At 64.0% G+C, this 21,323-nt stretch carries 20 protein-coding genes; 5 read left to right on the top strand and 15 right to left on the bottom strand.

Features of this window, described 5'->3' with window-relative positions; genetic code table 11:
- Positions 1 to 248 precede the first annotated feature (248 nt).
- From FJ988_RS11610 to FJ988_RS11585, 5 genes are all read right to left on the bottom strand, one after another.
- Positions 249 to 458: a DUF3329 domain-containing protein gene (locus FJ988_RS11610; protein ID WP_140817616.1), complete on the bottom strand. Its 210-nt coding sequence runs from the start codon at positions 456 to 458 to the stop codon at positions 249 to 251.
- Between the two features lie 165 nt (positions 459 to 623).
- Positions 624 to 1,538 (bottom strand): myo-inosose-2 dehydratase, encoded by a 915-nt coding sequence (gene iolE / locus FJ988_RS11600; RefSeq protein WP_140817614.1) that lies wholly within the window; start codon positions 1,536 to 1,538, stop codon positions 624 to 626.
- Between the two features lie 44 nt (positions 1,539 to 1,582).
- Complete coding sequence (gene iolD / locus FJ988_RS11595; protein WP_140817612.1) at positions 1,583 to 3,427, bottom strand: 3D-(3,5/4)-trihydroxycyclohexane-1,2-dione acylhydrolase (decyclizing); 1,845 nt, start codon at positions 3,425 to 3,427, stop codon at positions 1,583 to 1,585.
- A 36-nt stretch (positions 3,428 to 3,463) separates the two neighbouring features.
- Positions 3,464 to 5,398, bottom strand: coding sequence for a 5-dehydro-2-deoxygluconokinase (gene iolC, locus FJ988_RS11590; protein WP_140817610.1), 1,935 nt, complete (start codon positions 5,396 to 5,398; stop codon positions 3,464 to 3,466).
- Positions 5,399 to 5,553: 155 nt separating this feature from the next.
- Positions 5,554 to 6,399, bottom strand: a complete 846-nt coding sequence (locus tag FJ988_RS11585; RefSeq protein WP_140817608.1) for a MurR/RpiR family transcriptional regulator — start codon at positions 6,397 to 6,399, stop codon at positions 5,554 to 5,556.
- A 154-nt stretch (positions 6,400 to 6,553) separates the two neighbouring features.
- On the opposite strand from FJ988_RS11585, the gene FJ988_RS11580 reads away from it, so the two are divergent.
- Positions 6,554 to 7,663, top strand: coding sequence for a Gfo/Idh/MocA family protein (locus tag FJ988_RS11580; protein WP_140817606.1), 1,110 nt, complete (start codon positions 6,554 to 6,556; stop codon positions 7,661 to 7,663).
- Positions 7,664 to 7,828: 165 nt separating this feature from the next.
- Here the strand turns inward: FJ988_RS11580 and FJ988_RS11575 are convergent, their stop codons facing one another.
- Positions 7,829 to 8,527, bottom strand: coding sequence for a YafY family protein (locus FJ988_RS11575; protein WP_140817604.1), 699 nt, complete (start codon positions 8,525 to 8,527; stop codon positions 7,829 to 7,831).
- 129 nt (positions 8,528 to 8,656) lie between these two features.
- Here FJ988_RS11575 and FJ988_RS11570 point away from each other — a divergent pair, with 129 nt between their 5' ends.
- Positions 8,657 to 9,292 (top strand): LysE family translocator, encoded by a 636-nt coding sequence (locus FJ988_RS11570; RefSeq protein ID WP_140817602.1) that lies wholly within the window; start codon positions 8,657 to 8,659, stop codon positions 9,290 to 9,292.
- 96 nt (positions 9,293 to 9,388) lie between these two features.
- On the opposite strand, the gene FJ988_RS11565 is transcribed toward FJ988_RS11570, so the two are convergent.
- The 9 genes from FJ988_RS11565 to FJ988_RS11525 all read right to left on the bottom strand — a co-directional run bounded on the left by FJ988_RS11565 (position 9,389) and on the right by FJ988_RS11525 (position 18,464).
- Complete coding sequence (locus tag FJ988_RS11565) at positions 9,389 to 10,480, bottom strand: 3-deoxy-7-phosphoheptulonate synthase (protein WP_140817600.1); 1,092 nt, start codon at positions 10,478 to 10,480, stop codon at positions 9,389 to 9,391.
- Between the two features lie 436 nt (positions 10,481 to 10,916).
- Positions 10,917 to 11,177 carry a type II toxin-antitoxin system Phd/YefM family antitoxin gene (locus FJ988_RS11560; RefSeq protein ID WP_140817598.1) on the bottom strand — a complete coding sequence of 87 codons (261 nt, stop codon included), beginning with the start codon at positions 11,175 to 11,177 and terminating at the stop codon, positions 10,917 to 10,919.
- 126 nt (positions 11,178 to 11,303) lie between these two features.
- Positions 11,304 to 12,098 carry an SDR family oxidoreductase gene (locus FJ988_RS11555; RefSeq protein WP_140817596.1) on the bottom strand — a complete coding sequence of 265 codons (795 nt, stop codon included), beginning with the start codon at positions 12,096 to 12,098 and terminating at the stop codon, positions 11,304 to 11,306.
- 30 nt (positions 12,099 to 12,128) lie between these two features.
- On the bottom strand, positions 12,129 to 13,016 hold the full coding sequence (locus FJ988_RS11550) for a TIM barrel protein (RefSeq protein WP_246688513.1): 888 nt from the start codon (positions 13,014 to 13,016) through the stop codon (positions 12,129 to 12,131).
- A 25-nt stretch (positions 13,017 to 13,041) separates the two neighbouring features.
- On the bottom strand, positions 13,042 to 14,031 hold the full coding sequence (gene iolG / locus FJ988_RS11545) for an inositol 2-dehydrogenase (protein ID WP_140817594.1): 990 nt from the start codon (positions 14,029 to 14,031) through the stop codon (positions 13,042 to 13,044).
- 97 nt (positions 14,032 to 14,128) lie between these two features.
- Complete coding sequence (locus tag FJ988_RS11540; RefSeq protein ID WP_140817592.1) at positions 14,129 to 14,899, bottom strand: ATP-binding cassette domain-containing protein; 771 nt, start codon at positions 14,897 to 14,899, stop codon at positions 14,129 to 14,131.
- A 2-nt stretch (positions 14,900 to 14,901) separates the two neighbouring features.
- Positions 14,902 to 15,978, bottom strand: coding sequence for an ABC transporter permease (locus FJ988_RS11535; protein ID WP_140817590.1), 1,077 nt, complete (start codon positions 15,976 to 15,978; stop codon positions 14,902 to 14,904).
- A 168-nt stretch (positions 15,979 to 16,146) separates the two neighbouring features.
- Entirely contained in the window at positions 16,147 to 17,088 is a 942-nt protein-coding gene (locus FJ988_RS11530) for a sugar ABC transporter substrate-binding protein (protein WP_140817588.1), read from the bottom strand.
- 344 nt (positions 17,089 to 17,432) lie between these two features.
- Positions 17,433 to 18,464, bottom strand: a complete 1,032-nt coding sequence (locus FJ988_RS11525; protein WP_140817586.1) for a LacI family DNA-binding transcriptional regulator — start codon at positions 18,462 to 18,464, stop codon at positions 17,433 to 17,435.
- Between the two features lie 172 nt (positions 18,465 to 18,636).
- On the opposite strand from FJ988_RS11525, the gene FJ988_RS11520 reads away from it, so the two are divergent.
- The 3 genes from FJ988_RS11520 to FJ988_RS11510 are packed head-to-tail and all read left to right on the top strand — an operon-like array spanning position 18,637 to position 21,323.
- Positions 18,637 to 19,743, top strand: a complete 1,107-nt coding sequence (locus FJ988_RS11520) for a fatty acid desaturase family protein (protein ID WP_181183505.1) — start codon at positions 18,637 to 18,639, stop codon at positions 19,741 to 19,743.
- Positions 19,744 to 19,777: 34 nt separating this feature from the next.
- Positions 19,778 to 20,092 carry a MocE family 2Fe-2S type ferredoxin gene (locus tag FJ988_RS11515; RefSeq protein WP_140817583.1) on the top strand — a complete coding sequence of 105 codons (315 nt, stop codon included), beginning with the start codon at positions 19,778 to 19,780 and terminating at the stop codon, positions 20,090 to 20,092.
- 4 nt (positions 20,093 to 20,096) lie between these two features.
- A complete protein-coding gene (locus FJ988_RS11510) occupies positions 20,097 to 21,323 on the top strand; it encodes an NAD(P)/FAD-dependent oxidoreductase (RefSeq protein ID WP_140817580.1) in 1,227 nt (408 codons plus the stop codon).

Here is a 21,323-nt window from a genome sequence, read left to right as displayed (position 1 = left end):
CGAAGCTCCGTTGCGAAGACCCTAGGATCCATGCCGTTACCTCAGTCGAAGGGCTCAGCGGAGCGGAATTCTGCACCGTTGCAACACGTCGAAGCCATGGCATGGATCCTAGGGTCTGCGCCGCGTCGCTACGCTCCTTGCTCCGCCCTAGGATGACGAAGCGAGAGGCGTTGCGGCTAGCCGCCGACGCTTGCGATCCTCTGCGCAAGCAACATCCGAACAGTAAGGACCTCCGCCCCATCGACCGTTCATTCCTTAGGCTCGACCGGGGGCTTCTCCTCGGCCGGCTTGTAGAGATAGAAAAACTGCCACACCGCATAACCGGCGAAGCCGAGCGCGATGACGCCCCAGAACGGCGTGCCGGAAGCGAACTCGATCACCGACCAGATCAGGCAGACGGCAACGATGGCGATGCGCCGCCACAGCGGCTTGAAGAAGGGGTGCTCGTGGTCTTTCATCGCGCCATCCGTGAGTTGCCTAACGCGCGTCGCGTTGAAACGGAGTCAGGCGACGCGCTTTAGGTCCTTGTTTTTATGCATGTCGTTCTCCCAAAACCGAGATCACTTTTGGGCGACATGCATTAAGCGCGTGAGATAAACCGGGCGCCACGACTAATCCACCGCTCAGGCCGGGAACCCTTGCGTCTCGACCGTGTAGCCGGCGGCCGTCATCACCCGCATCAGCTCCTTGTGGCCGACCTGAGCCATCTTCAGCGGCGGGTTCTTTTTCGGATCCTGCTCGGCCTCGACGACGAACCAGCCCTCGTAGCCATAATCGGCGAAACGCTGGACGATGGCGCCGAAATCGAGCGAGCCGTCGCCCGGCACGGTGAAGGCCCCGAGCGCCACGGCATCGAGGAAGGACTGTTTTGAGCGGTCGAGCCCGTCGATGACGCCCATGCGCACATCCTTCACATGGACATGGTTGATGCGCTTGTGGTGGTTATCGATGGCGCGCAGCACATCGCCGCCGGCAAAGGCAAGATGGCCGGCATCGAGAAGAAGCGGAATGCCTTCGCCGGAATGGTGCATGAAGGAATCGAGCTCCGGCTCGGTCTCGACCACCGCCGCCATATGGTGGTGGTAGGAGAGCGGCATGCCCTGTTCCGCGCACCATTCGCCGAATTCGGTGACGCGGCGGCCATAGGCCTTCATCTCGTCGCCGGTCAGCTTCGGCTTGGTGGCGAGCGGCTTGGAGCGGTCGCCCTGGATCGAACGGCCGACCTCGCCATAGACGATGCAGGGCGCGTCGACCGCCTTGAACAGCTCGATCATCGGCTGGATGCGGTCCTTGTTCGTGGCGAGGTCCTCTTTGACCAACGTGCCCGAGAACCAGCCGCCGCAGAGCGTGACGTCGGCGGCCTTCAGGATCGGCAGCATCGCCTTCGGATCTTCGGGGAAGCGGCGGCCTTTCTCCATGCCGGTGAAGCCGGCCGAACGCGACTGGCGCAGGCATTCCTCCAGCGACACGTCATCGCTCAGTTCCACGAGATCATCGTTCCACCACGCGATGGGGGACATGCCCAGTTTGGCTTTCAAGTCTTCACTCCACTATCGATTCGTTGCGCCGGATCAGCGTCGGATCAGCCTTGGCGGCCGCCCACGGCTTCCTCGTATTTCTTGCGCGCGGCATTGACCTCTCGCCGCGCCGAGACTTCCGGCACCGCGACATCCCACCAATGGCCGCCGGCCTCGGTCGAGACCAGCGGATCGGTGTCGATGACCAGCACCGTCGTCTTGTCGTTGCTCTTCGCCTTGGCGAGCGCCGTCTCCAGTTCGGCGATCGAGGCCACCTTCTCGGCCACGGCGCCGAGGCTCGCCGCATGGGCGGCGAAGTCGACGTCGGGCAGCACCTCGTGGCGCGAGTCCTTCAAGAGATTGTTGAAGTTGGCGCCGCCGGTCGCCATCTGCAGCCGGTTGATGCAGCCATAGCCGCGGTTGTCGAGCAGCACGATGGTGAGCTTCAGGCCAAGCATCACCGAGGTTGCGATCTCGGAATTGAGCATCAGGTAGGAGCCGTCGCCGATCATCACGACGACCTCCTGATCGGGCTTGGCCATCTTGGCGCCAAGACCGCCGGCGATCTCGTAGCCCATGGTCGAGAATCCGTATTCGGCGTGATAAGAACCGGGCGCGCCGGCCTGCCAGAGCTTGTGCAATTCGCCGGGAAGACCGCCGGCGGCATGCAGCAGCGTGACGCCCGAGCCCATGGCGCGCTGCACGGCGCCAATGACCTGCGCGTCCGACGGATAGGCGGCATTGGTCGAGGCCGTCACCTTGGCGGCGGCGGCCTGCCAATCCTTCTTGCCCTTCAAGGCATTATCGGTCCAGGCGCTTGGCGCCTTCCAGCCTTTCAGCGCGGCGGCCAGTTCGGAAAGCCCTTCGGCCGCATCGGCGACCAGCGGCAGCGCCCAGTGCTTGCCGGCGTCGAAGACCTGGCTGTTCAAGCCGATGATGGTGCGGCCGGCATTCTTGAACAGCGCCCAGGAGCCGGTGGTGAAATCCTGCAGCCGCGTGCCGACGGCAAGCACGACATCGGCCTCCTCGGCCAGCCGGTTGGCGGCCGACGTGCCGGTGACGCCGACAGCCGCCATGTTGAGCGGATGATCGTCGGGCAGCGAGGATTTGCCGCCCTGCGTCTCGCAGACGGGAATGCCGGCGCCCTGCACCAGCTTTGCCAGTTCGCCGGAAGCCTGCGAATAGAGGACGCCGCCGCCCGCGATCACCAGCGGCTTCTTGGCGCCCTTCAGCGCGGCGACCGCGGCCGCCAGTTCGTTGCGGTCCGGGCGCAGCCGGCGCGGCACCCAGACGCGCTCGGCGAACAGGCTTTCCGGATAATCATAGGCTTCGGCCTGCACGTCCTGGCAGAGCGACAGCGTCACCGGGCCGCATTCGGCCGGGTCGGTCAGCACCTGCATGGCGCGGTTGAGCGCCGGAATGATCTGCTCGGGACGGGTGATGCGGTCGAAATAGCGCGACACCGGCCGGAAGCAGTCGTTGACGCTCGCCGTGCCGTCGGAGAAATCCTCGGCCTGCTGCAGCACCGGGTCTGGCAAGCGGTTGGCGAAGACGTCGCCGGGCAGGAGCAGCACGGGCAGCCGGTTGACATGGGCAAGGGCAGCCGCCGTCACCATGTTCAGCGCGCCGGGGCCGATCGAGGTGGTGGCGGCCATGAAGCGGCGGCGGAAATTCGCCTTGGCATAGGCGATCGCCGCATGCGCCATCGCCTGCTCGTTATGAGCGCGGAAGGTCGGCAATTCGTCGCGGACCTGGTAGAGCGCCTCGCCGATGCCGGCGACGTTGCCATGGCCGAAGATCGCCCAGACGCCGCCGAAGATCTGAACCTTCTTGCCGTCGATCTCGGTCATCTGGCGGCTAAGGAAGCGGGTCACAGCCTGCGCCATCGTCAGGCGAACGGTCTTGCTCATTTGTCGTTTCCTCCGGCTTTTGTTGGCGCCGTTTTCTTATGCTGCCTTGCGGCCGCGCGCGGCAAGCCACGCTTCGGTCAACTGTTCGAAGCGCGACGCCATGTCGGCGACAGCCTCGTCATCCGACATCTTGCCGGCCAGCCATTGTTCGGCGGCGTTGATGAAGATGGTGCGACCGACGGCAAAGCCTTTCACGATCGGCGCCTTGGCGGTTGCGGCGAAGGCCGCGACCAGCTCGTCCTGCGGCGCCTCCAGCCCGAGCAGCACGACGCCGCGGCACCATGGGTCGTTCTTGACGATCACCTGTTCGATCTTCGCCCAGGCGCCTGCCGAGGCCTGCGGCTCGAGCTTCCACCAGTCGGGCTTGATGCCCAGTGCATAGAGTTCCTCCAGCGCGCGCGGGATGGTGGTATCTTCGAGCTTGCCATGCTTGCCGGCGATGATCTCGACCAGCAATTCGCGGCCGACTTTTCGCGCCGCTTCGAACAGAGCCCTGATCTTCTGCTGCTGCTCGACTTTCAACGCCTCGGGGTCGTCCGGATGGTAGAAGCACAGGCACTTGATGCAGTGGTCGACCGGCCATTCAGTGAGCTGCGAGCCGATATCCTGCGAGAATTCGAAGCGCAGCGGCCGCGACCCCGGCAATTCGACCGGGCGGCCGAGCCAGGCGAAGGGATGGCGGGCGAATTCGAACATCGCGTCGCGGCCATATTTCTCGTCGATCAGCATGCCGTAGCCGTCGCGGCCGGCGGCGACCTTCGCCGCAGCCTTGACCGTCAGCACCTTGAAATCCTCGATGCGCGAGACATCGGCGCCGGCCTTGGCGGCGACATCCTCGAGCTGAATGCGGTGGTCGCAAGCGAGCGCCATCAGCGAGGGAATGTCGCGGCGGCGCGTCGTCGCCCAATGGATGTGATTGATCGCCTCGTCCTTGCGCAGCGCCAGATGCTTGCTGCCGTGCTTGAGGAAGAACTGCAGCTCCTCGAAGGTCGGATATTCCGGCGCGCAGAGCAGGCGTGACACGGCGAAGGCGCCGCAGGCATTGGCCCAGGTGGCGGCGGTGGCGAAGCTCTCACCGCCGAGCCAGCCGCGCAGGAAGCCGGACATGAAGGCGTCGCCGGCGCCGAGCACATTATAGACCTCGATCGGAAAACCCTTGCCGACGACGCCATCCTCGAGATCGTCGCTGATCGGGCCGTCATAGACGATGCAGCCCATGGCACCGCGCTTCAGCACGATGGTGGCCGAGGACAGCGAGCGGATCGTCTTCAGCGCGCTCAGGCAGTCGTCGGCGCCCGAGGCGATCATGATCTCTTCCTCGGTGCCGACGATGAGATCGCAATCCGGCAGCACGGTCTTCAGCTGCGCCGAGACGCGGTCGGACTTCACGTAGCGCTCGAAACCCTCGGCATGGCCAGCGAGGCCCCAGAGGTTCGGGCGGTAGTCGATGTCGAAGACAACCTTGCCGCCCCGGGCTTTCATCAGGCGGATCGCCTTGCGCTGCGCGGCATCGGAGTTGGGACGGGAAAAATGCGTGCCGGTGACGACGACGGAGCGCGCCGAAGCGATGAAGGCCTCGTCGATATCCTCTTCAGCCAGCGCCATGTCGGCGCAGTCGGAGCGGTAGAAGATCATCGGCGAGACGCCTTCGCTCTCGACCGAGAGCAGCACCAGCGCCGTCAGCCGCTCCTTGTCGGTCTTCAAACCATCGACCGAGACGCCTTCGCGCCGAAGCTGCTCGCGGATGAAACGGCCCATCTGCTCGTCGCCGACGCGCGTCAGCAGCGCCGACCGCAGGCCGAGCCGTGCCGTGCCGACGGAAATATTGGCCGGGCAGCCGCCGACCGACTTGGCGAAAGAGGTGATATCCTCCAGCCGCGAGCCGATCTGCTGGCCGTAGAGATCGACCGAGGCGCGGCCGATCGTGATGACGTCGAGCGGCGGATATTTTGCTTCCACGGCTTCGCCCATTCGAACCTCCCATCGGCCTTGTTGTGCAGAGCAGCGTCGTTTTGGGCGGCACGCGCGAGCGGCAGCGTGGCGCCGTCAATATGAAATATTAATTCCAATCCGTAGTCAATATGGAATGAGCGTTCCCGCGTCGAAAAGCGACCGCTGGGCTGGCTTCAGCCCTTGCGCTTGCGGCCGGCTTCGCGACGCTTTTCGCCGACGGCGACGGTCAGCGCCATGGCCAGCGCCATGGTGGCCGAAATCGAGCGGAAGCCGCCGAAATCGGCCTCGGCGACTTCGAACCAGATCCTGGCGAACTGGGCGAGCGGCGAGAAGGAACTATCGGTGATGGCGACGATCGGCACGCCCTGTTCCGAAATGGCGCGCGTCTCCTCGATGGTCGCGGGCGCGTAAGGAGAGAAGCTGATAGCGATGACGGCGTCGCGCGGCGTGGCGAAGCCGATGATCTCGGCGTTCAGGCCCGCGGCCGATTCCACCAGCTGGTTGCGGATCTTGAGCTTGCCCAAGGCGTAGGCGATGTAGGACGCGACCGGATAGGAGCGGCGCTTGGCCAGCACATAGATGGTCTCGGCCTTGGCCAGCAGCGAGACGGCTTCTTCCAAATGTCCATCGTTCAAGGCACGGGAAATGTCGTTGAGCGAGGTGCTGGCGGCGGCAACGAAGCCGTCGAAGATCGCCCGGTGGCCGGCGCCTTCCTCGGCCTTGGCGCGCAAGGCGGCCAGGCGCTCGTCATAGGAGGAGTTGCGCTCGCGCAGCCGCTCGCGGAAAACCTGCTGCAGGCTGGTGAAGCCATCGAAGCCGAGCTGCTGGGCGAAGCGGATCAGCGTCGAGGGTTGCACGCCGGCGGACGCGGCAATGCTTGCCGCCGTGCCGAAGGCGATGTCGTCGGGATTGTCCAGCGCATAGGCGGCGATCTGCGCGATGCGTTTGGGCAGGCTGGCGCGCCTGTCCAGGATCGTCGCGCGCAGCGTCTCGAAATCGCGAGGCACAAGTCCGTCCATCGTCGCTCCGCCCGCGCCCATGTTGATTGCCCCCTCTCCTGCCCCATCATAGCCGGTTCATGCAAGAACACCATAAAAAATGATTTGGACGTTCCATTTGTTCTCGAAATGGATTAATTCATCCACATCAAATCCTTGTATCGGAGAGATCGAAATGGTCGGAGTTGGCCTCATCGGCACGGGCTTCATGGGCAAGTGCCACGCCATCGCCTGGAACGCGGTCGGCACCGTCTTTCCCGATGTCGAAAAGCCGAGACTGGTGCATCTGGGCGAGGTGAATGAGGAACTCGCCAGGCGCAAGGCCGGTGAATTCGGCTTCGCTAAGGCATCCGGCGACTGGCGCGCGGTGGTCAACGATCCCGAAGTCGACGTCATTTCGCTGACGACGCCCAACCAGTTCCATCCCGAAATGGCGATCGCCATCCTGGAGGCCGGCAAGCATCTGTGGTGCGAAAAGCCGATGGCGCCGAGCTTCGCCGAGGCGGAAGCGATGGCAAAGACGGCGAAAAAATCCGGCAAGGTCGCCGCGCTTGGCTACAACTACATCCAGAACCCGGCGATCCGCCACATCGGCCAGCTTCTGGACGAAAAAATCATCGGCGACGTCAATCTGGTCCGCATCGAGATGGATGAGGATTTCATGGCCGATCCCGAAGCTCTGTTCTTCTGGAAACATGAGGCGGCTTCAGGCTATGGCGCACTCGACGATTTCGCCGTGCATCCGTTGTCGCTGATCAAGGCGCTGTTCGGCCGCGTTTCACGTGTGATGTGCGACATGGTGAAACCCTATGCCGACCGCAAGGTTGCTTCCGGTGGCCGCCGGGCAGTGGAAACCTACGACATCGCCAGCGTGCTTATGCATCTCGAAAACGGCGTCGCCGGCACGCTCTTGGTCAACCGCTCGGCCTGGGGCCGCAAGGGCCGCATCGCCATTCAGATTTTTGGGTCGAAAGGCTCGATCCTCTACGACCAGGAGCGGATGAACGAATTCCAGCTCTACCTCACCGCCGACCGCCCGACCGAGCAGGGCTACCGCACCATCCTGGTGGCGCCGCACCACAAGCCCTACGACGCCTTCATCCCGGCGCCCGGCCACGGCCTTGGCTTCAACGACCTCAAGATGATCGAATGCCGCGAGCTTCTGATGCGGATCGCCGGCAAGCCGGCGCGCATCATCGATTTCGACGAGGGGCTGGAGATCGAGCGCACCGTGCATGCCATGGCAAGGTCGTTCGAGGAACAGCGCTGGGTGGATGTGCGGTAGCTGCTGCTTCCCCTTCTCCCCTTGTGGGAGAAGGTGTCGCCGAAGGGCGACGGATGAGGGGTGCTCCAGGGAAAGCCGGCGTCTCACTCCGCTGGAACACCCCTCATCCGTCTCGGCGCTGCGCGCCGATCCACCTTCTCCCACAAGGGGAGAAGGGAAATCGCGTTAGGCGCCAACTGCCGCATTGATCTCCCAACCATCCACCCATATCTGCCGCAGCCGGTCGCCTTCGCCCTTGAACCACAGGCCGGTCGGCAAGCAATCCTCGATGCGGTCGCTGCGGAAGTTGCGGATGGCCTGGCGTAATTCGCACCAGGCCACGGTGTTCACCGTCTCGGCATAGTAGATCAGCGCGATCGGGCGGATGACGCGCCGCGTGGCGCGGCCGGCTTCGTCGCGATAGGACAGGTCGAGCTTTTCCTCGTCGCGGATGGCGCGGCGGACCAGAGCGAGATCGATCGCGGCGGCGGACGGTGCTGCAAAGCCCCAGGCATGCAGCGCGTTGGCGTCTAGCGTCTGCCGCAAGGGCGCCGGCACCGCGCCGGCGATCTTGGCGACGACGCGCTTTGCCGCCTGCTTGAGCTCGCTGTCGCCGGTGCGTTCAAGCAGCGCCAGCGACAAGACGATCGCCTCCATCTCCTCGATCGAAAACATCAGCGGCGGCAGGTCGAAGCCGGGGCGCAATATGTAGCCGATGCCGCGCCCGCCCTCGATCGGCACGCGCATCGCCTGCAGTGCCACGATATCGCGATAGACCGAGCGCACCGTCACTTCCAGCCGCTCGGCGATCGTCGCCGCCGTCACCGGCCCCTTGGCCAGCCGCAGGATCTGGATGATCTCGAACAGGCGCGAGGCCTTGCGCATTTTTTCTCACCCGGCCGGAACGCAACTGACACACCCTCGTCAGTTGGAATCACCTATAGAGCCGCCTATCGGCTTGAAAATCAACAGATTCCGCAACGAAACGACCGGGCGAGGCGACAGGCAACTGACATGGACTATGCACAAAACCTCTGGCTCTTCTTCATCCTGCTGTTCGGCATCATCATCGTGCCGGGCATGGATATGCTGTTCGTGCTGGCCAATGCGCTGACCGGCGGCAGCAACAGGGGGCTGGCCGCCACCGGCGGCATCATGCTGGGCGGCGCGGTGCATACGCTGAACGGCGCGATCGGCGTCGGCCTGCTGATGCATTTCGTGCCGGTCCTGTTCACGCCGCTCTTGATCGCCGGCGCCGCCTATATGGCCTATATCGGCATTTCACTGATGCGCAGTTCGATCACCGTCGGCGATGACGGACCCACGGGAAGCCGCTCTTCCTGGAAGGCGTTTCGGCAAGGCCTGGTCACCTGCCTGATCAATCCGAAGGCCTATCTCTTCATCCTTGCCGTCTATCCGCAGTTCCTGAAGCCGGCTTACGGGCCGATCTGGATGCAGGCCACGGTGATGGGATTGCTGACGGTTGCCACGCAGGCGGCGATCTATGGCGGGCTCGCCGTCACCGCCGGCCGCAGCCGTGGACTGCTGATCGACAATCCGAAGGCAACCATCCTGACGGGGCGAGCGGCCGGGTTGCTCTTGTTCGCGGTTGCCCTGTTCACCGCTTGGGAGGGCTTGAGGGCGGCGTGAGCATCAAAGGCCCACGCCGCGTTCCTTCACGCCCCTCATCCGTCTCGGCGCTGCGCGCCGAGCCACCTTCTCCCACAAGGGGAGAAGGAAGAGGGCTCAAGCCGCGCCTTGGCGGGTCGCGAGCATCTCGCGCTTGGCCGACCGGCGCCATTCGACGGCGCCGGCGAGGCCGTGCAGGACCGTCTCGGTGGTCGCCCAGTCGATGCAGCCGTCGGTGATGCTCTGGCCGTAGGTCAGCGGCTTGCCGGGCACGACATCCTGTCGGCCGGCAACGATGTTGCTTTCGATCATGACGCCGATGATGCGCTCGTCGCCCGCCGCCACCTGGCCGGCCACGTCATGCGCGACCTTGGGCTGGTTCTCCGGCTTCTTGGCGGAGTTGGCGTGGCTGATGTCGATCATCAGCCGCGGCGCGATGCCGATGCGGCCAAGCTCGATCGCCGCCGCATCGACGCTTGCCGCGTCAAAGTTCGGCTGGACGCCACCGCGCAGGATGACATGGCAGTCCTCATTGCCGGTGGTGGCGGCAATGGCGCTGCGGCCGCCCTTGGTCACCGCCATGAAATGATGCGGCTGGGCGGCCGACTTCACCGCTTCGCCAGCGATCCGCAGATTCCCGTCGGTGCCGTTCTTGAAGCCGACCGGGCAGGAGAGGCCCGACGCCAGCTCGCGATGGATCTGGCTTTCGGTGGTGCGCGCGCCGATGGCGCCCCAGGCGACGAGGTCGGCGATGTATTGCGGGATGGTCATGTCGAGGAACTCGGTCGCCGCCGGCAGGCCGAGATTGTTGACCGCCGAAAGCACATTGCGCGCCATGCGCAAGCCCTTCTCGATGTTGAAGCTGCCATCGAGGTCGGGATCGTTGATCAGCCCCTTCCAGCCGACCGTGGTGCGCGGCTTCTCGAAATAGACGCGCATGACGATCTCGAGCCGGTCGGACAGGGTCTCGCGCAGCGCCGCCAGACGGCTGGCATAGTCAACGGCCGCGACCGGATCGTGGATGGAACAAGGGCCGACAATGACAAGCAGTCGATCGTCGGCCCCGGTAAGGATGGAATGAATTGCGTTGCGCGAAGCGGCGACGGTGCGCGTCGCGGTGAGTGAGCGCGGTATCTCGCGCATCACCTCGTCGGGCGTGCTCAAGGCTCTGATTTCGGTGACCCGAAGGTCGTCTGTGGTGGTCAACACGGCTTTCTGCTCCTGGGTTAGGAGACCTGCCGGCTGAAACAAAAAAGCCGCCAGGTCTGGCGGCTTGTCGGATTTTGATCTGGAATTTTCAGATCGAGCGCAATCCTCCCGCCGCCAGCGAGCTGCTAAAGTACCAATAGGTGGCGGACAGGTTGATCATGCGGGTCATATAGTCGATGCGCAGGCGTTTGTCACGGGGTTGATGGCGGCTAATTCTGGATGGGCCGACCCTCGCGACTTCGTCATCCCAGGGCGGAGCAGGAGCGAAGCTCCGTCGCGAAGACCCTGGGATCCATTCCGTGACCTTGGCCGAAAAATGCGACGGGCCAGAATTCTGGACCGTTGGCACCGCTCGGACGTAACGGAATGGATCCTCGGGTCTGCGCGCGTCGCTTCGCTCCTTGCTCCGCCCGTGGATGACGAAGTGAATGGCGGCTCACAGCCGCAGATCACGCGGTTCGTCGCGTTGACGCTCAAGGTCCAAATCGGAGCCGCGCAGCGGCGACTCCAACAGGAATCCCGCAAGCGTATCCTTTCGCCCGGTCCTTCGAAGCCATTCTTCAGCCGACACGACGACCACGCTTGGCTTGCCGTTTCTGGTGATCGTCTGCGGCACATGCTGCGCCCGCTCGACAACCTCGGCGAACTGAGCTTTTGCCGCTGCAATAGTCCAGCTGTTGTCTTTGGGCGCAGACATCAACCCACCCCCATGTTTGTTCAGAGAATCATGACTATGGGCGAACGGCGATGTCGCGGCAACAGGCAAGGGTGGGCTTGAGCCCGCACCCTCGGTCACCCGGACCGTGAGACTACTCGGCTGCCTCTATTCCCCAATCAGGCCAGCGATGTTCTGGTCATAGTCGACCAGCGATCCGGTCATGACGCCGGCCTGCGGGCTGATCATGTAGGTGATCAGCCTGGCGAGCTGCGCCGGCTTGACCAGCTGGCCCATGGGCTGCGAGGCCTCGGCCTTTTCCAGCCAGTCTTCCGGCGCGTCGTGCCATTTCTTCTGCACGATCGCCTCGCCTTCGGTGTCCATCCAGCCCGGCAGCACCGCGTTGCAGCGGATGCGGTTCTTCCGGTAGGCGCTGGCGACATTCTTGGTTAGCGTCGCCAGCGCGCCCTTGCTGGAGGAGTAGGGCGCCAGGAAGGACTGGCCGCAATGCGCCGCCATCGACAGGACATTGACGATCGAACCCGGCGCTTTCTTTTCCAGGAGATGCGCCACCACGCCCTGCATCAGGAAGAACGGACCGCGCACATTGGTCTGAAAGATCTGGTCGAAGGTCTCCTCGGATGTTTCGACCAGCGAACCGCGCGCAGAGGTGGCGGCGGCGTTGACCAGCGCGTTGATGGTGCCGAAGTGCGCGATTGCCGTGGCTACGGCGCGCTTGCAATCGGCGACCTTGGCGACATCGGCGCTGATGAAGATGGCGTCGACGCCGCTCTTCTTCAGCGCCGCGACCGCCTTGTCTCCCTTCTCCTGTGAGCGGCCGATGAGCGCCAGGGCGCGGCAGCCCTCGTCAGCCAGCGCCTCGGCGACGGCAAAGCCGATGCCTTGCGCGCCGCCGGTGACGATGGCGCGCGTCTTCGAATTGCGATCGGCTGATGTGCTCATCGCGCTGCTCCCAGGGTCGGAGTTCAGTTCTTACTTGTCTAGGCGAGCGGTCTTGCCTGACGTCGCATCCGTAAGCTGCCCAGTAGCCTCAAGACTGCCGCGGATGAAGTCCATGCTGCTGCCGATCGCTTCGGCCGGGTTTGCCAGCCGGTGGACCTCTGTCGAGAACGGCTCATAGGAGAACGCGCCGGCATAGCCGTTGTCCAGCAAAGCACTTATCTGGTCGACATTGCCTAGCCGATCCCCATCATCGACAAGGATCCGATGCCCGTCCTGCATCTGCTCGGTGCTCAACCCCTGATCGACGACGCCGGAGATATGGACAATGCCGGTGTATGCCGGGAAGATATCGCGCTCACCTGCGAGGTGATGGTGGAAGGTATCGTGCACGAGTTTGTAATGCGCCTCCCCTCCAACAGCCTCGATCGCGGCGATGGCGTCAGCCTTGTGGCGCAGCGACGACGTGACGAAGCCGAGCGGTTCGATCAGCGCAACAAGACCGGCTCTCGCCAGCATCGGCAGGATTTCACCGAGCGAGCGGCGTAGCGCCTCATCGCGCTCGCCTGCCGCATATTGCGGCGCGTCGTTACGCGGAATGAGGCTGATCGACTCGGCGCCGGCTTGCGCGGCCTGGTCGATCAGCAGCTGCACTTTTGCGCGCATTCCATCGGACCATGTGTTGAAGCCGTAAGCTTCCGACAATCCGAGAAGCCGAAGCCCTTTCGATCGCGCGTAGCTGCCTATCACTGTCGGCGCTTCGCCGTCGAAAAATGCGGCGGTCGACAGTTTCTTGTCGGCCAGGTCATTGCGAAGTTCGACACCGATACAGCCAAGAGAGGCTGCGAGATCGAGGAACGCACGGCAGTCGAGCCTGGGGGTCGCCATGTGGTTCAGCGAGAACTTCAGTTGCGCGGCCATCGTATTTCTCAGCAAAAATCCTGGTCTAGACCGACACAGCTTTGCCGGTCTTGGCCGACTTCAGCGCTGCATCGGCGAGCTTCAGCGCAACCAACCCATCGGCGCCGCTCGGCGCTGCCTTCTTGCCCGACGTCGCCGCGGCGATGAAGGCGGCAATCTCGTTGGCGTAGGCGTCGAGGTAGCGCGTCATGAAGAAATCGTGCAACGGCGGGCGGGTGTAGCCCTTGTCGTTGGCGAGCTCGATCGACACCGGCCGCTGGTTCTCGGCCGCGACCATGCCCTTGGAGCCATGCACCTCGATGCGCTGGTCGTAGCCATAGGTGGCGCGGCGCGAGTTGGAGATGACGGCCTGCTTGCCGGACGCGGTTTCGAGGATGACGCTGACCGAGTCGTAGTCGCCGGCTTCACCGATCTTCTTGTCGACCAGCACCGAGGCGTGGGCGCTGACGGCGACAGGTTCCTCACCCAGCAGGAAGCGAGCCATGTCGAAGTCATGGATGGTCATATCGCGGAAAATGCCGCCGGAACGGGCGATATAGTCGAGCGGCGGGGCGCCCGGATCGCGCGAGGTGATGGTGACCATCTCGACGGTGCCGATGGCGCCGTCATCGATCGCCTTGCGCACGGCGGCGAAATGCGGGTCGAAGCGGCGGTTGAAGCCGACCATCAGCGTCGCCTTGGTCTTCTCGACCGTGGCCAGGCATTTTTCGACGCGCTTGACCGACAGGTCGATCGGCTTCTCGCAGAAGATCGCCTTGCCGGCCTTGGCGAAGCGCTCGATCAGATCGGCATGGGTGTCGGTCGGCGTACAGATGATGACGGCGTCGATGTCCTTCGCCTTCTCGATGGCGTCGATGGTGCGGACTTCCGCGCCATAGGCGGCCGCAAGCTCCGTCGCCGCCTTCTCGAAGGCGTCGGCCACGGCCACCAGCCTGGCCTGCGGGTTGGAGCCGACGGCGCGGGCATGCACCTTGCCGATGCGGCCGGCGCCGAGAAGAGCGAAGCGGAGTGTCATGGAATGTCCTCGAAGGTGGTTTGAAATGGTTCCGCGCCCATCGGGCGCGGGGATTGGTCATGGCCGGCGAATCGCAGCCGGTTAGCCGTCCTGCCTATCAGGCGGCGGCCAGCTCCGCCTCCCCGGTCTTGGCGCCGGTGATGTAGGCTACGATGTCCTGGCCGTCGGTGTTTTCCTTGCGCAGATTGGCGACGATCTTGCCGCGCCGGAAGACGACGATGCGGTCACACAGGTCGAAGACCTGGCGCATGTTGTGGCTGATCAGGATCAGCGGCTCGCCATTCTGCTTCAGCGTGCGGATGATGTTTTCGACCTGCGCCGTCTCCTGCACGCCGAGTGCGGCCGTCGGCTCGTCCATGATGATCAGCTTGGAGGCGAAGGTCGCGGTCCTGGCGATCGCCACGCACTGGCGCTGGCCGCCTGACATGTGGCGGATGGTGCTCGACAGGTTCGGGATCTTCACCGCGGTGCGCACAAGTGCGGCTTCGGTCGCCTTGCGCATATATCTGCGGTCGAGGATCGAGAACGGGCCGAGGTTGAACAGCACCTTTTCGCGACCGAGGAACAGGTTCGACGGCACGTCGAGGTCGTCGGCCAATGCCAGGTTCTGGAATACGGTCTCGATGCCGGCCTCGCGGGCGGCGATCGGGCCGGCGAAGTTCACTTCCTTGCCGTCGAACCAGATCTTGCCGTCGGTGCGTTGCTCGACGGCTGTGATCTGGCGCACGAAGGTCGACTTGCCGGCGCCGTTGTCGCCCATGATGGCGACATGCTCGCCCTTGCGCAGCTCGAAATTCGCGCCTTCCAGCGCATGCACGCCGCCATAGCGCTTGGTCAGGTTTTCGGTCTTCAGAACGATGTCGCTCATGGTCAAGCCCTCAATGCCCGCATGCGTTGACGCCACTGGTCGAGAACCACCGCGCCGACGATGATCACGCCCTTGACCATCTCCTGATAGTAGGCGTCGAGGCGCAGGAAGGTGAAGCCGGAGATGATGACGCCGAAGATCAGCGCGCCGATCACCGTGCCGATGATGGAGCCGCGGCCGCCCGACAGCGACACGCCGCCGATGACCGCCATGGCGATGGCGTCGAGCTCGTACATCACGCCCATGCCGGACTGCGCGGTCAGGTTCTTGGAGCAGAGCACGACCGCAGCGAGCGAAGCGAGGATGCCGGCGATGGTGTAGACGAGGATCTTGTGGTTGGCGATCTTGATGCCGGACATGCGCGCGGCGTCCTCGTTGGAGCCGATGGCGTAGCAATGCTTGCCGTAGCGCGTGTAGGTCAGGATCAGTTGGAACAGGATCGCCAGCGCAATGAAGATGATGACCGGCCGTGACCCCGTCGAGATGGCGGCGAAGCTGTCGGTCGGAAACGAGATCGGCTGGCCCTTCGACCACCATTTGGCTATGCCGCGCGCGGTGATCATCATGCCGAGCGTGGCGATGAAGGGGGGAATGCGCGTGTAGGCGATCAACGAACCGTTGATCAGGCCGGCGACCATGCCGCAGGCGACCGCGACCAGAACCGGCACGATGACCGGCAGGTCGGTCCAGCCCTGGGCCAGGAACATCGCCTTGGGGTTCGGATTGCCGTTGACGGTCGCAACTTGCGCGAAGCTCATGGCGATCATGGCGGTGGCGCCGACGATCGAGCCGGAGGACAGGTCGATGCCGCCGGTGATGATCACCTGGGTGACGCCGATGGCGATGATGCCGACGATCGACACCTGCAGGATGATGATCTGCAGGCGCGCCTCGTTGAAGATGCCTGAGACGTCTGTGCGGGTGTTGAACAGGAAAGAGTCGCCGAGAAAGATGCGGCCGATCAACTCGAAGATGGCCACCAGGATGATGAGCGCGAGGAACACGTTGAACTCGGCCGGCCATGCGCGCTTCTTCGCATCATAGGTGAGCCCGCCTATGCCATGAGATGTCTGTGCCATGTCTTGTCCTCCGTCAGGCCGCACCTGCCCTCCCGCCCGTGCGGGCGGTGAGGAAAGCAGAGGGCGGCGCTGTTGTTTTTATCGGGTACGCCGCTCTCTCTTTGTGTTGGCGCAATTCCGGAAACCGCTTCAGGCTTTTCCCGGAATTGCGCCGGCGATGCGCTCGCCTCAGTTCTTCTTCAGGAACTTGTCGATGTTGGCCGGGGTGACAAGCTGGAACGGCACATAGACCTTGCGTTCCACCTTCTCGCCCTTGGCGAGCTTCAGCGCCGCATCGAGCGCGCCGGCGCCCTGGCCGGCGGCGTCCTGGAAGACGGTCACGTCGAGATCGCCCGCCTGCATCGCGGCCAGCGCGTCCTGCGTGGCGTCGACGCCGCCGACGACAACCGACTTCATGTCGATGTTGGCGGCCTTCATCGCCTGGATGGCGCCGATGGCGCTTTCGTCATTGTTGGCGATGACGCCGTCGAACTTCTTGCCGGTCGACAGCCAGTTGGTCATCAGGTTCTGCGCTTCGTCGCGGTTCCAGTTCGAGGTCTGCTTGTCGATGATCTTGATGAAGCTGCAGTCCGGCGTGGCGATGACATCGTCGATGTCCTTGGTGCGCTGCACGGCGGCCTGGTTGGAAAGCTCGCCCATGATCACATAGACATTGGCTTCCTTCTTGCCGGCTTCCTTGAACAGGCGGCAGGCTTCCTTGGTCTCGAGCGTGCCGGAATCGGCCTCGTTCGAAGCGACGAAGGCCTGGTTTTCGGGCAGCGAATTGACGTTCACCGGCTCGCGGTTGACATAGACCAGCGGGATCTTGGCGGCGGCGGCGGCATCCGACATCGCCTGGGTGGCCGAGGTGTCGACCGGGTTGACGATGATGGCGTCGACGCCCGAGGCGGCGAAGTTCTTGATCTGATCGAGTTGCTTGGCGACGTCGTTCTGCGCGTCCTCGACCTGCAGCTCGACGCCGCTCATGCCCTTGGCCTGCTCGATCATGCCGTTGCGCAGCACGGTCAGGAAGTTGTCGTCGAATTTGGCCATCGACACGCCGATCTTGGCGGCGAAGGCGGATGAGCACATCAGCGCCGAAAGCGCGACGCCCAAAAGCAGCTTTTTCATTTTATATCTCCTCCACGCGGTGTCCGGCTGCACCCATTGAACCGGAATCCCCGGTTTGCTCCGGGGAATCTCTCCCTGCGGCCTTTTCGCTCCGGCGGCGCGATGGAACGCCGGCCTCCCTGTTTGAAACAGACGTTCCGGAACGAAAGAACCAAAATACCTAGTTGGTGAAATATTTATTCCATTTCAGGGTGAGACGTCAAGGGCGATTCGGAATGAACATGCCGGAATCTCACGACTGATTGATGCAGGATCGAAGGTCATGCCCATCGGCCGGGATTTTGCCGACGGCGCGAACATGAAAGAAATCCATCATCTGATGGATCACATCATTTTCTCGGGTGTCAGATATTTTCCGGGAGAAAAATATCGAAGGGCAGGAAGGTCTGACCGGGCGCATTGGCCGCGCCGCTTTCGATTGCATGCGCCATCAGCACCAGCAGTTCCCGGCAAAGTGCCGCCAGCGGCGTCGAGATCACCATGGTGAGGATGTTGTCGGCAAGCGCGGCGCGCGAGACCGCATTGATCTCGTTGCAGATGACGACCGGCATCTCTGCCGGGCTTGCCGCCCGCAGCGCCGAGACCGCGCCCTCCATGCCGCCGCCGGCGACATAGCAGCCGACGAGATCAGGATGGCGCGCCAGAAGATCGAGCATGGCGTCATGCGTCACGTCATTGGCCTCGAGATTGACCAGCGTCTCCATCACGGTGAAGTCCGGCGCGTGCTCGCGAAAGAAGGAACGGAAGCCGATCTCCCGCAATTCATGGCCATGGAAGCGGTGGCTGCCGACGAAGAGCGCGACCTTGCCCGGCTTCTGCGCGGCCTTGGCGATCATCCAGGCGGCGCTGCGGCCGACCTTGCGGTTGTCGAGCCCGACATAGCCCTCGCGGATGCCGGCGGCGAAATCCGACAGCAGCGAGAAGACCGGCTGACCCTTGGCCTTCAGCGCCTCGACGACCGCCGTCAGCGTCGGGTGATCCGGACCGACGACGGCGATGGCGCGGGATTTCGCCGCCAGCCTGCGCATCTGCGCGGCGATCTCGTCGGGCGCCAGCGTGGCGGCGAAATCGATCGTCGCGACACCGCGGAAGCGCTGCGACTGCGCCACCGCCAGCTCGAGCTCGCGGGCGAAATCGCCATAGAAGACGTCGTTGCCCCTGAGCAGCAGGAAGCCGAGACGGTATTCCGGCAGTTCCTGGCGCATGCGCTGCTTGATCAGCCCGGCCGCGTGATAGCCGATCTCGGTGGCGGCCTCGTAGACGCGGCGCGCCGTGTCCTCGCGCACCGGCAAGCGGTTGTTCAGCACCCTGTCGACCGTCGCGACGCTCAGGCCCGAGACGCGCGCGAGATCGGTAATGGTCGGCCGCTTTGCCATCGATGCTCCACCTTTGCCCGAGTCACGATAGCTCATTCTGATAGGAAATGATAGAAACTATCTTTGTGATGTTGAAGCTATCATAGCTCGGCGGTATGGTGAAGTCGAAACCAGCGTTGTGCGGACGATGCAAGGCCAAGAGCCTCCGCCGGCGGCTGATGGAGGAATCCCAATGACGGCAATGACCTCTTCGGCGGCAACTCCGCGCGACTACAGCCTGATCGGACGCGACGCCCAGCGCGCGGTAGAGAACGGGCTGGCGGCGGCCGAGTGGTACCACACCGACATCCCCCGCAAGCAGATGAAGGAGCTGATGCAGCGCTCCGACCAGCCGGCGATCCGCGACACCATCATCTGGCTGGCTGCCTTCGCTGTCAGCGCGGCCGGCGGCATCTGGTTCTGGGGAAGCTGGTGGTGCGTGCCGTTCTTCTTCGCCTATGGCACGCTCTACGGCTCCTCGACCGATTCCCGCTGGCACGAATGCGGCCACGGCACCGCCTTCCGCACCCAGTGGATGAACGATGCCGTCTACCAGCTCGCCTGCTTCATGATCATGCGCAATCCGGTGACATGGCGCTGGAGCCATACGCGCCACCACACCGACACCGTCATCGTCGGTCGCGATCCGGAGATCGCCGTCATGCGGCCGCCGGACCTGCTGCGCGTGGTGCTGAACTTCTTCGGCGTTCTCGATGCCTGGCATGCGATGGTCGACATGGTGCGCAACGCTGCAGGCGTCATCGGCGCGGCGGAAAAGACCTTCATTCCCGAGCAGGAGCAGCCGAAGGCTATTCGAGTGGCCCGCATCTGGCTTGCCATCTATCTCACGACGATCGCGCTGGCGCTTTATATGCACTCGTGGCTGCCGCTGATGCTGATCGGCCTGCCCCGCCTCTACGGCGCCTGGCATCACGTCCTGACCGGCCTCCTGCAGCATGGCGGGCTCGCCGACAATGTGACCGACCACCGGCTGAACAGCCGCACGGTGCTGATGAACCCGGTCAGCCGCTTCATCTACTGGAACATGAACTACCATGTGGAGCATCATATGTTCCCGATGGTGCCTTATCACGCGCTGCCGAAGCTGCATGAACTGATCAAGCACGATCTGCCGGCGCCGACGCCGTCGATCCTGGCCGGCTATCGCGAAATGATCCCGGCCTTCCTGCGCCAGCTGCGCAACGAGGACTATTTCCTCAAGCGGGCGCTGCCGCCGACGGCGCGGCCTTATCGCGACGACCTGCACGGCGACACGCCGATGGCCGCCGCGGCCGAGTGACATTCGAGACATCCATGATTTTCGGGAGGACGAGATGAGCGACTGGGTCGAAGCCTGCGCGGCCGACGATATCGACGAAGAGGACGTGATGCGGTTCGACCATGCCGGCCGCACGTTCGCGATCTATCGCAGTCCGGACGACGAGTATTTCGCCACCGACGGCCTGTGCACGCATGAAAAGGTGCATTTGGCCGACGGACTGGTGATGGACGATATCATCGAATGCCCCAAGCATAATGGTCGCTTCAACTACAAGACCGGCGCCGCCCGCGGTGCGCCGGTCTGCGTCAACCTCAAGACCTATCCGGTCAAGGTCGACGCCGGCAAAGTCCTCATCCAGATCGGGTGATGCCATGGCGGGGATGGTCATCATCGGCGCGGGCGAGTGCGGCGGGCGGGCCGCGCTCGCCCTGCGCGATCTCGGCTTCGAAGGGCCGGTGACGCTGGTCGGCGACGAACCGCATCTGCCCTATGAGCGGCCGCCTTTGTCGAAGGAAGCGATGACAGCCGAGGCGCCGGCCATCAAGGCCATCGCCAGCGACGAACTCTTCGCCGAACGCTCCATACGGCACATCCATTCCGTCCGGGCCGTTTCCATCGACCGGGCCGCGCACCAGGTGCGGCTGTCGGACGGCACTTCGCTTGCCTATGACAGGCTGCTCATCGCCACCGGCTCGGTGCCGCGCAAGCTGCCGATGGCGGGGCTGGGCGGACGCTGCGTTTATCTCAGGACCTTCAACGATGCGCTGGCCATCAGGGCTCATCTCAGCGCCGGAAACCGCGTCGCCATTATCGGCGGCGGCTTCATCGGGCTGGAACTGGCTGCCTCAGCGCGCAAGCTCGGCGCGGCGGCGACGGTCATCGAGGCGCAACCGCGCATCCTGATGCGCGGCGTGCCGGCGGAAATCGCGGAAATCATCCATAAGGAACACGAAGCTCAAGGCGTAAACATTCTGGCCGGTCAAGGGATCACCGGTATCGCCGATGACGGCGCAGAGGTTCGCATCACGCTTGCCGACGGCAAGGAGATCGCCGCCGATCTCGCGGTGATCGGCATCGGCGCCGTGCCGGTGACGGCGCTGGCCGGCGAGGCCGGGCTGGCGATCGACAACGGCATCGCCGTCGACGAACATTTGCGCACGGCCGACCCGGATATCTTTGCCGCCGGCGATTGCTGCTCGTTTCCTCTCGTCGTCTATGGCGGACGGCGGGTGCGGCTCGAAGCCTGGCGCAACGCGCAGGAGCAAGGCGCGCTGGCCGCGAGGAACATGCTGGGCGCCGACGAGGCGCATGCCGCCGTGCCGTGGTTCTGGTCGGATCAGTATGGGCTGACGCTGCAGATCGCCGGGCTTTCGGACGAAGGCCGCTCAACCGTGCGGCGCGATCTCGACGACGGCGCCTTCATCCTGTTCCATCTGGCGCAAGACGGACGGCTGGTCGCCGCCAGCGGCATCGGCCCCGGCAACGCCGTGGCGCGCGACATCCGCCTGGCGGAAATGCTGATTGCCAAACGGGCGAGCCCGGCGCCGGAAGCGCTCGGATCGCAGACGGTCAAGCTGAAATCGCTGCTGGCGGCGTGA

The organism is Mesorhizobium sp. CU3 (assembly GCF_006442965.1).
Lineage (GTDB): Bacteria > Pseudomonadota > Alphaproteobacteria > Rhizobiales > Rhizobiaceae > Mesorhizobium.
This window is presented reverse-complemented; position numbering and strand designations above follow the sequence as displayed.

Excerpts from the sequence above, each read along its gene's own strand:
- FJ988_RS11610 (WP_140817616.1), bottom strand. The coding sequence starts at position 458 with ATGAAAGACCACGAGCACCCCTTCTTCAAGCCGCTGTGGCGGCGCATC.
- iolD (WP_140817612.1), bottom strand. The coding sequence starts at position 3,427 with ATGAGCAAGACCGTTCGCCTGACGATGGCGCAGGCTGTGACCCGCTTC.
- iolC (WP_140817610.1), bottom strand. The coding sequence starts at position 5,398 with ATGGGCGAAGCCGTGGAAGCAAAATATCCGCCGCTCGACGTCATCACG.
- FJ988_RS11585 (WP_140817608.1), bottom strand. The coding sequence starts at position 6,399 with ATGGACGGACTTGTGCCTCGCGATTTCGAGACGCTGCGCGCGACGATC.
- FJ988_RS11580 (WP_140817606.1), top strand. The coding sequence starts at position 6,554 with ATGGTCGGAGTTGGCCTCATCGGCACGGGCTTCATGGGCAAGTGCCAC.
- FJ988_RS11575 (WP_140817604.1), bottom strand. The coding sequence starts at position 8,527 with ATGCGCAAGGCCTCGCGCCTGTTCGAGATCATCCAGATCCTGCGGCTG.
- FJ988_RS11570 (WP_140817602.1), top strand. The coding sequence starts at position 8,657 with ATGGACTATGCACAAAACCTCTGGCTCTTCTTCATCCTGCTGTTCGGC.
- FJ988_RS11560 (WP_140817598.1), bottom strand. The coding sequence starts at position 11,177 with ATGTCTGCGCCCAAAGACAACAGCTGGACTATTGCAGCGGCAAAAGCT.
- FJ988_RS11555 (WP_140817596.1), bottom strand. The coding sequence starts at position 12,098 with ATGAGCACATCAGCCGATCGCAATTCGAAGACGCGCGCCATCGTCACC.
- FJ988_RS11550 (WP_246688513.1), bottom strand. The coding sequence starts at position 13,016 with ATGGCCGCGCAACTGAAGTTCTCGCTGAACCACATGGCGACCCCCAGG.
- iolG (WP_140817594.1), bottom strand. The coding sequence starts at position 14,031 with ATGACACTCCGCTTCGCTCTTCTCGGCGCCGGCCGCATCGGCAAGGTG.
- FJ988_RS11540 (WP_140817592.1), bottom strand. The coding sequence starts at position 14,899 with ATGAGCGACATCGTTCTGAAGACCGAAAACCTGACCAAGCGCTATGGC.
- FJ988_RS11535 (WP_140817590.1), bottom strand. The coding sequence starts at position 15,978 with ATGGCACAGACATCTCATGGCATAGGCGGGCTCACCTATGATGCGAAG.
- FJ988_RS11530 (WP_140817588.1), bottom strand. The coding sequence starts at position 17,088 with ATGAAAAAGCTGCTTTTGGGCGTCGCGCTTTCGGCGCTGATGTGCTCA.
- FJ988_RS11525 (WP_140817586.1), bottom strand. The coding sequence starts at position 18,464 with ATGGCAAAGCGGCCGACCATTACCGATCTCGCGCGCGTCTCGGGCCTG.
- FJ988_RS11520 (WP_181183505.1), top strand. The coding sequence starts at position 18,637 with ATGACGGCAATGACCTCTTCGGCGGCAACTCCGCGCGACTACAGCCTG.
- FJ988_RS11515 (WP_140817583.1), top strand. The coding sequence starts at position 19,778 with ATGAGCGACTGGGTCGAAGCCTGCGCGGCCGACGATATCGACGAAGAG.
- FJ988_RS11510 (WP_140817580.1), top strand. The coding sequence starts at position 20,097 with ATGGCGGGGATGGTCATCATCGGCGCGGGCGAGTGCGGCGGGCGGGCC.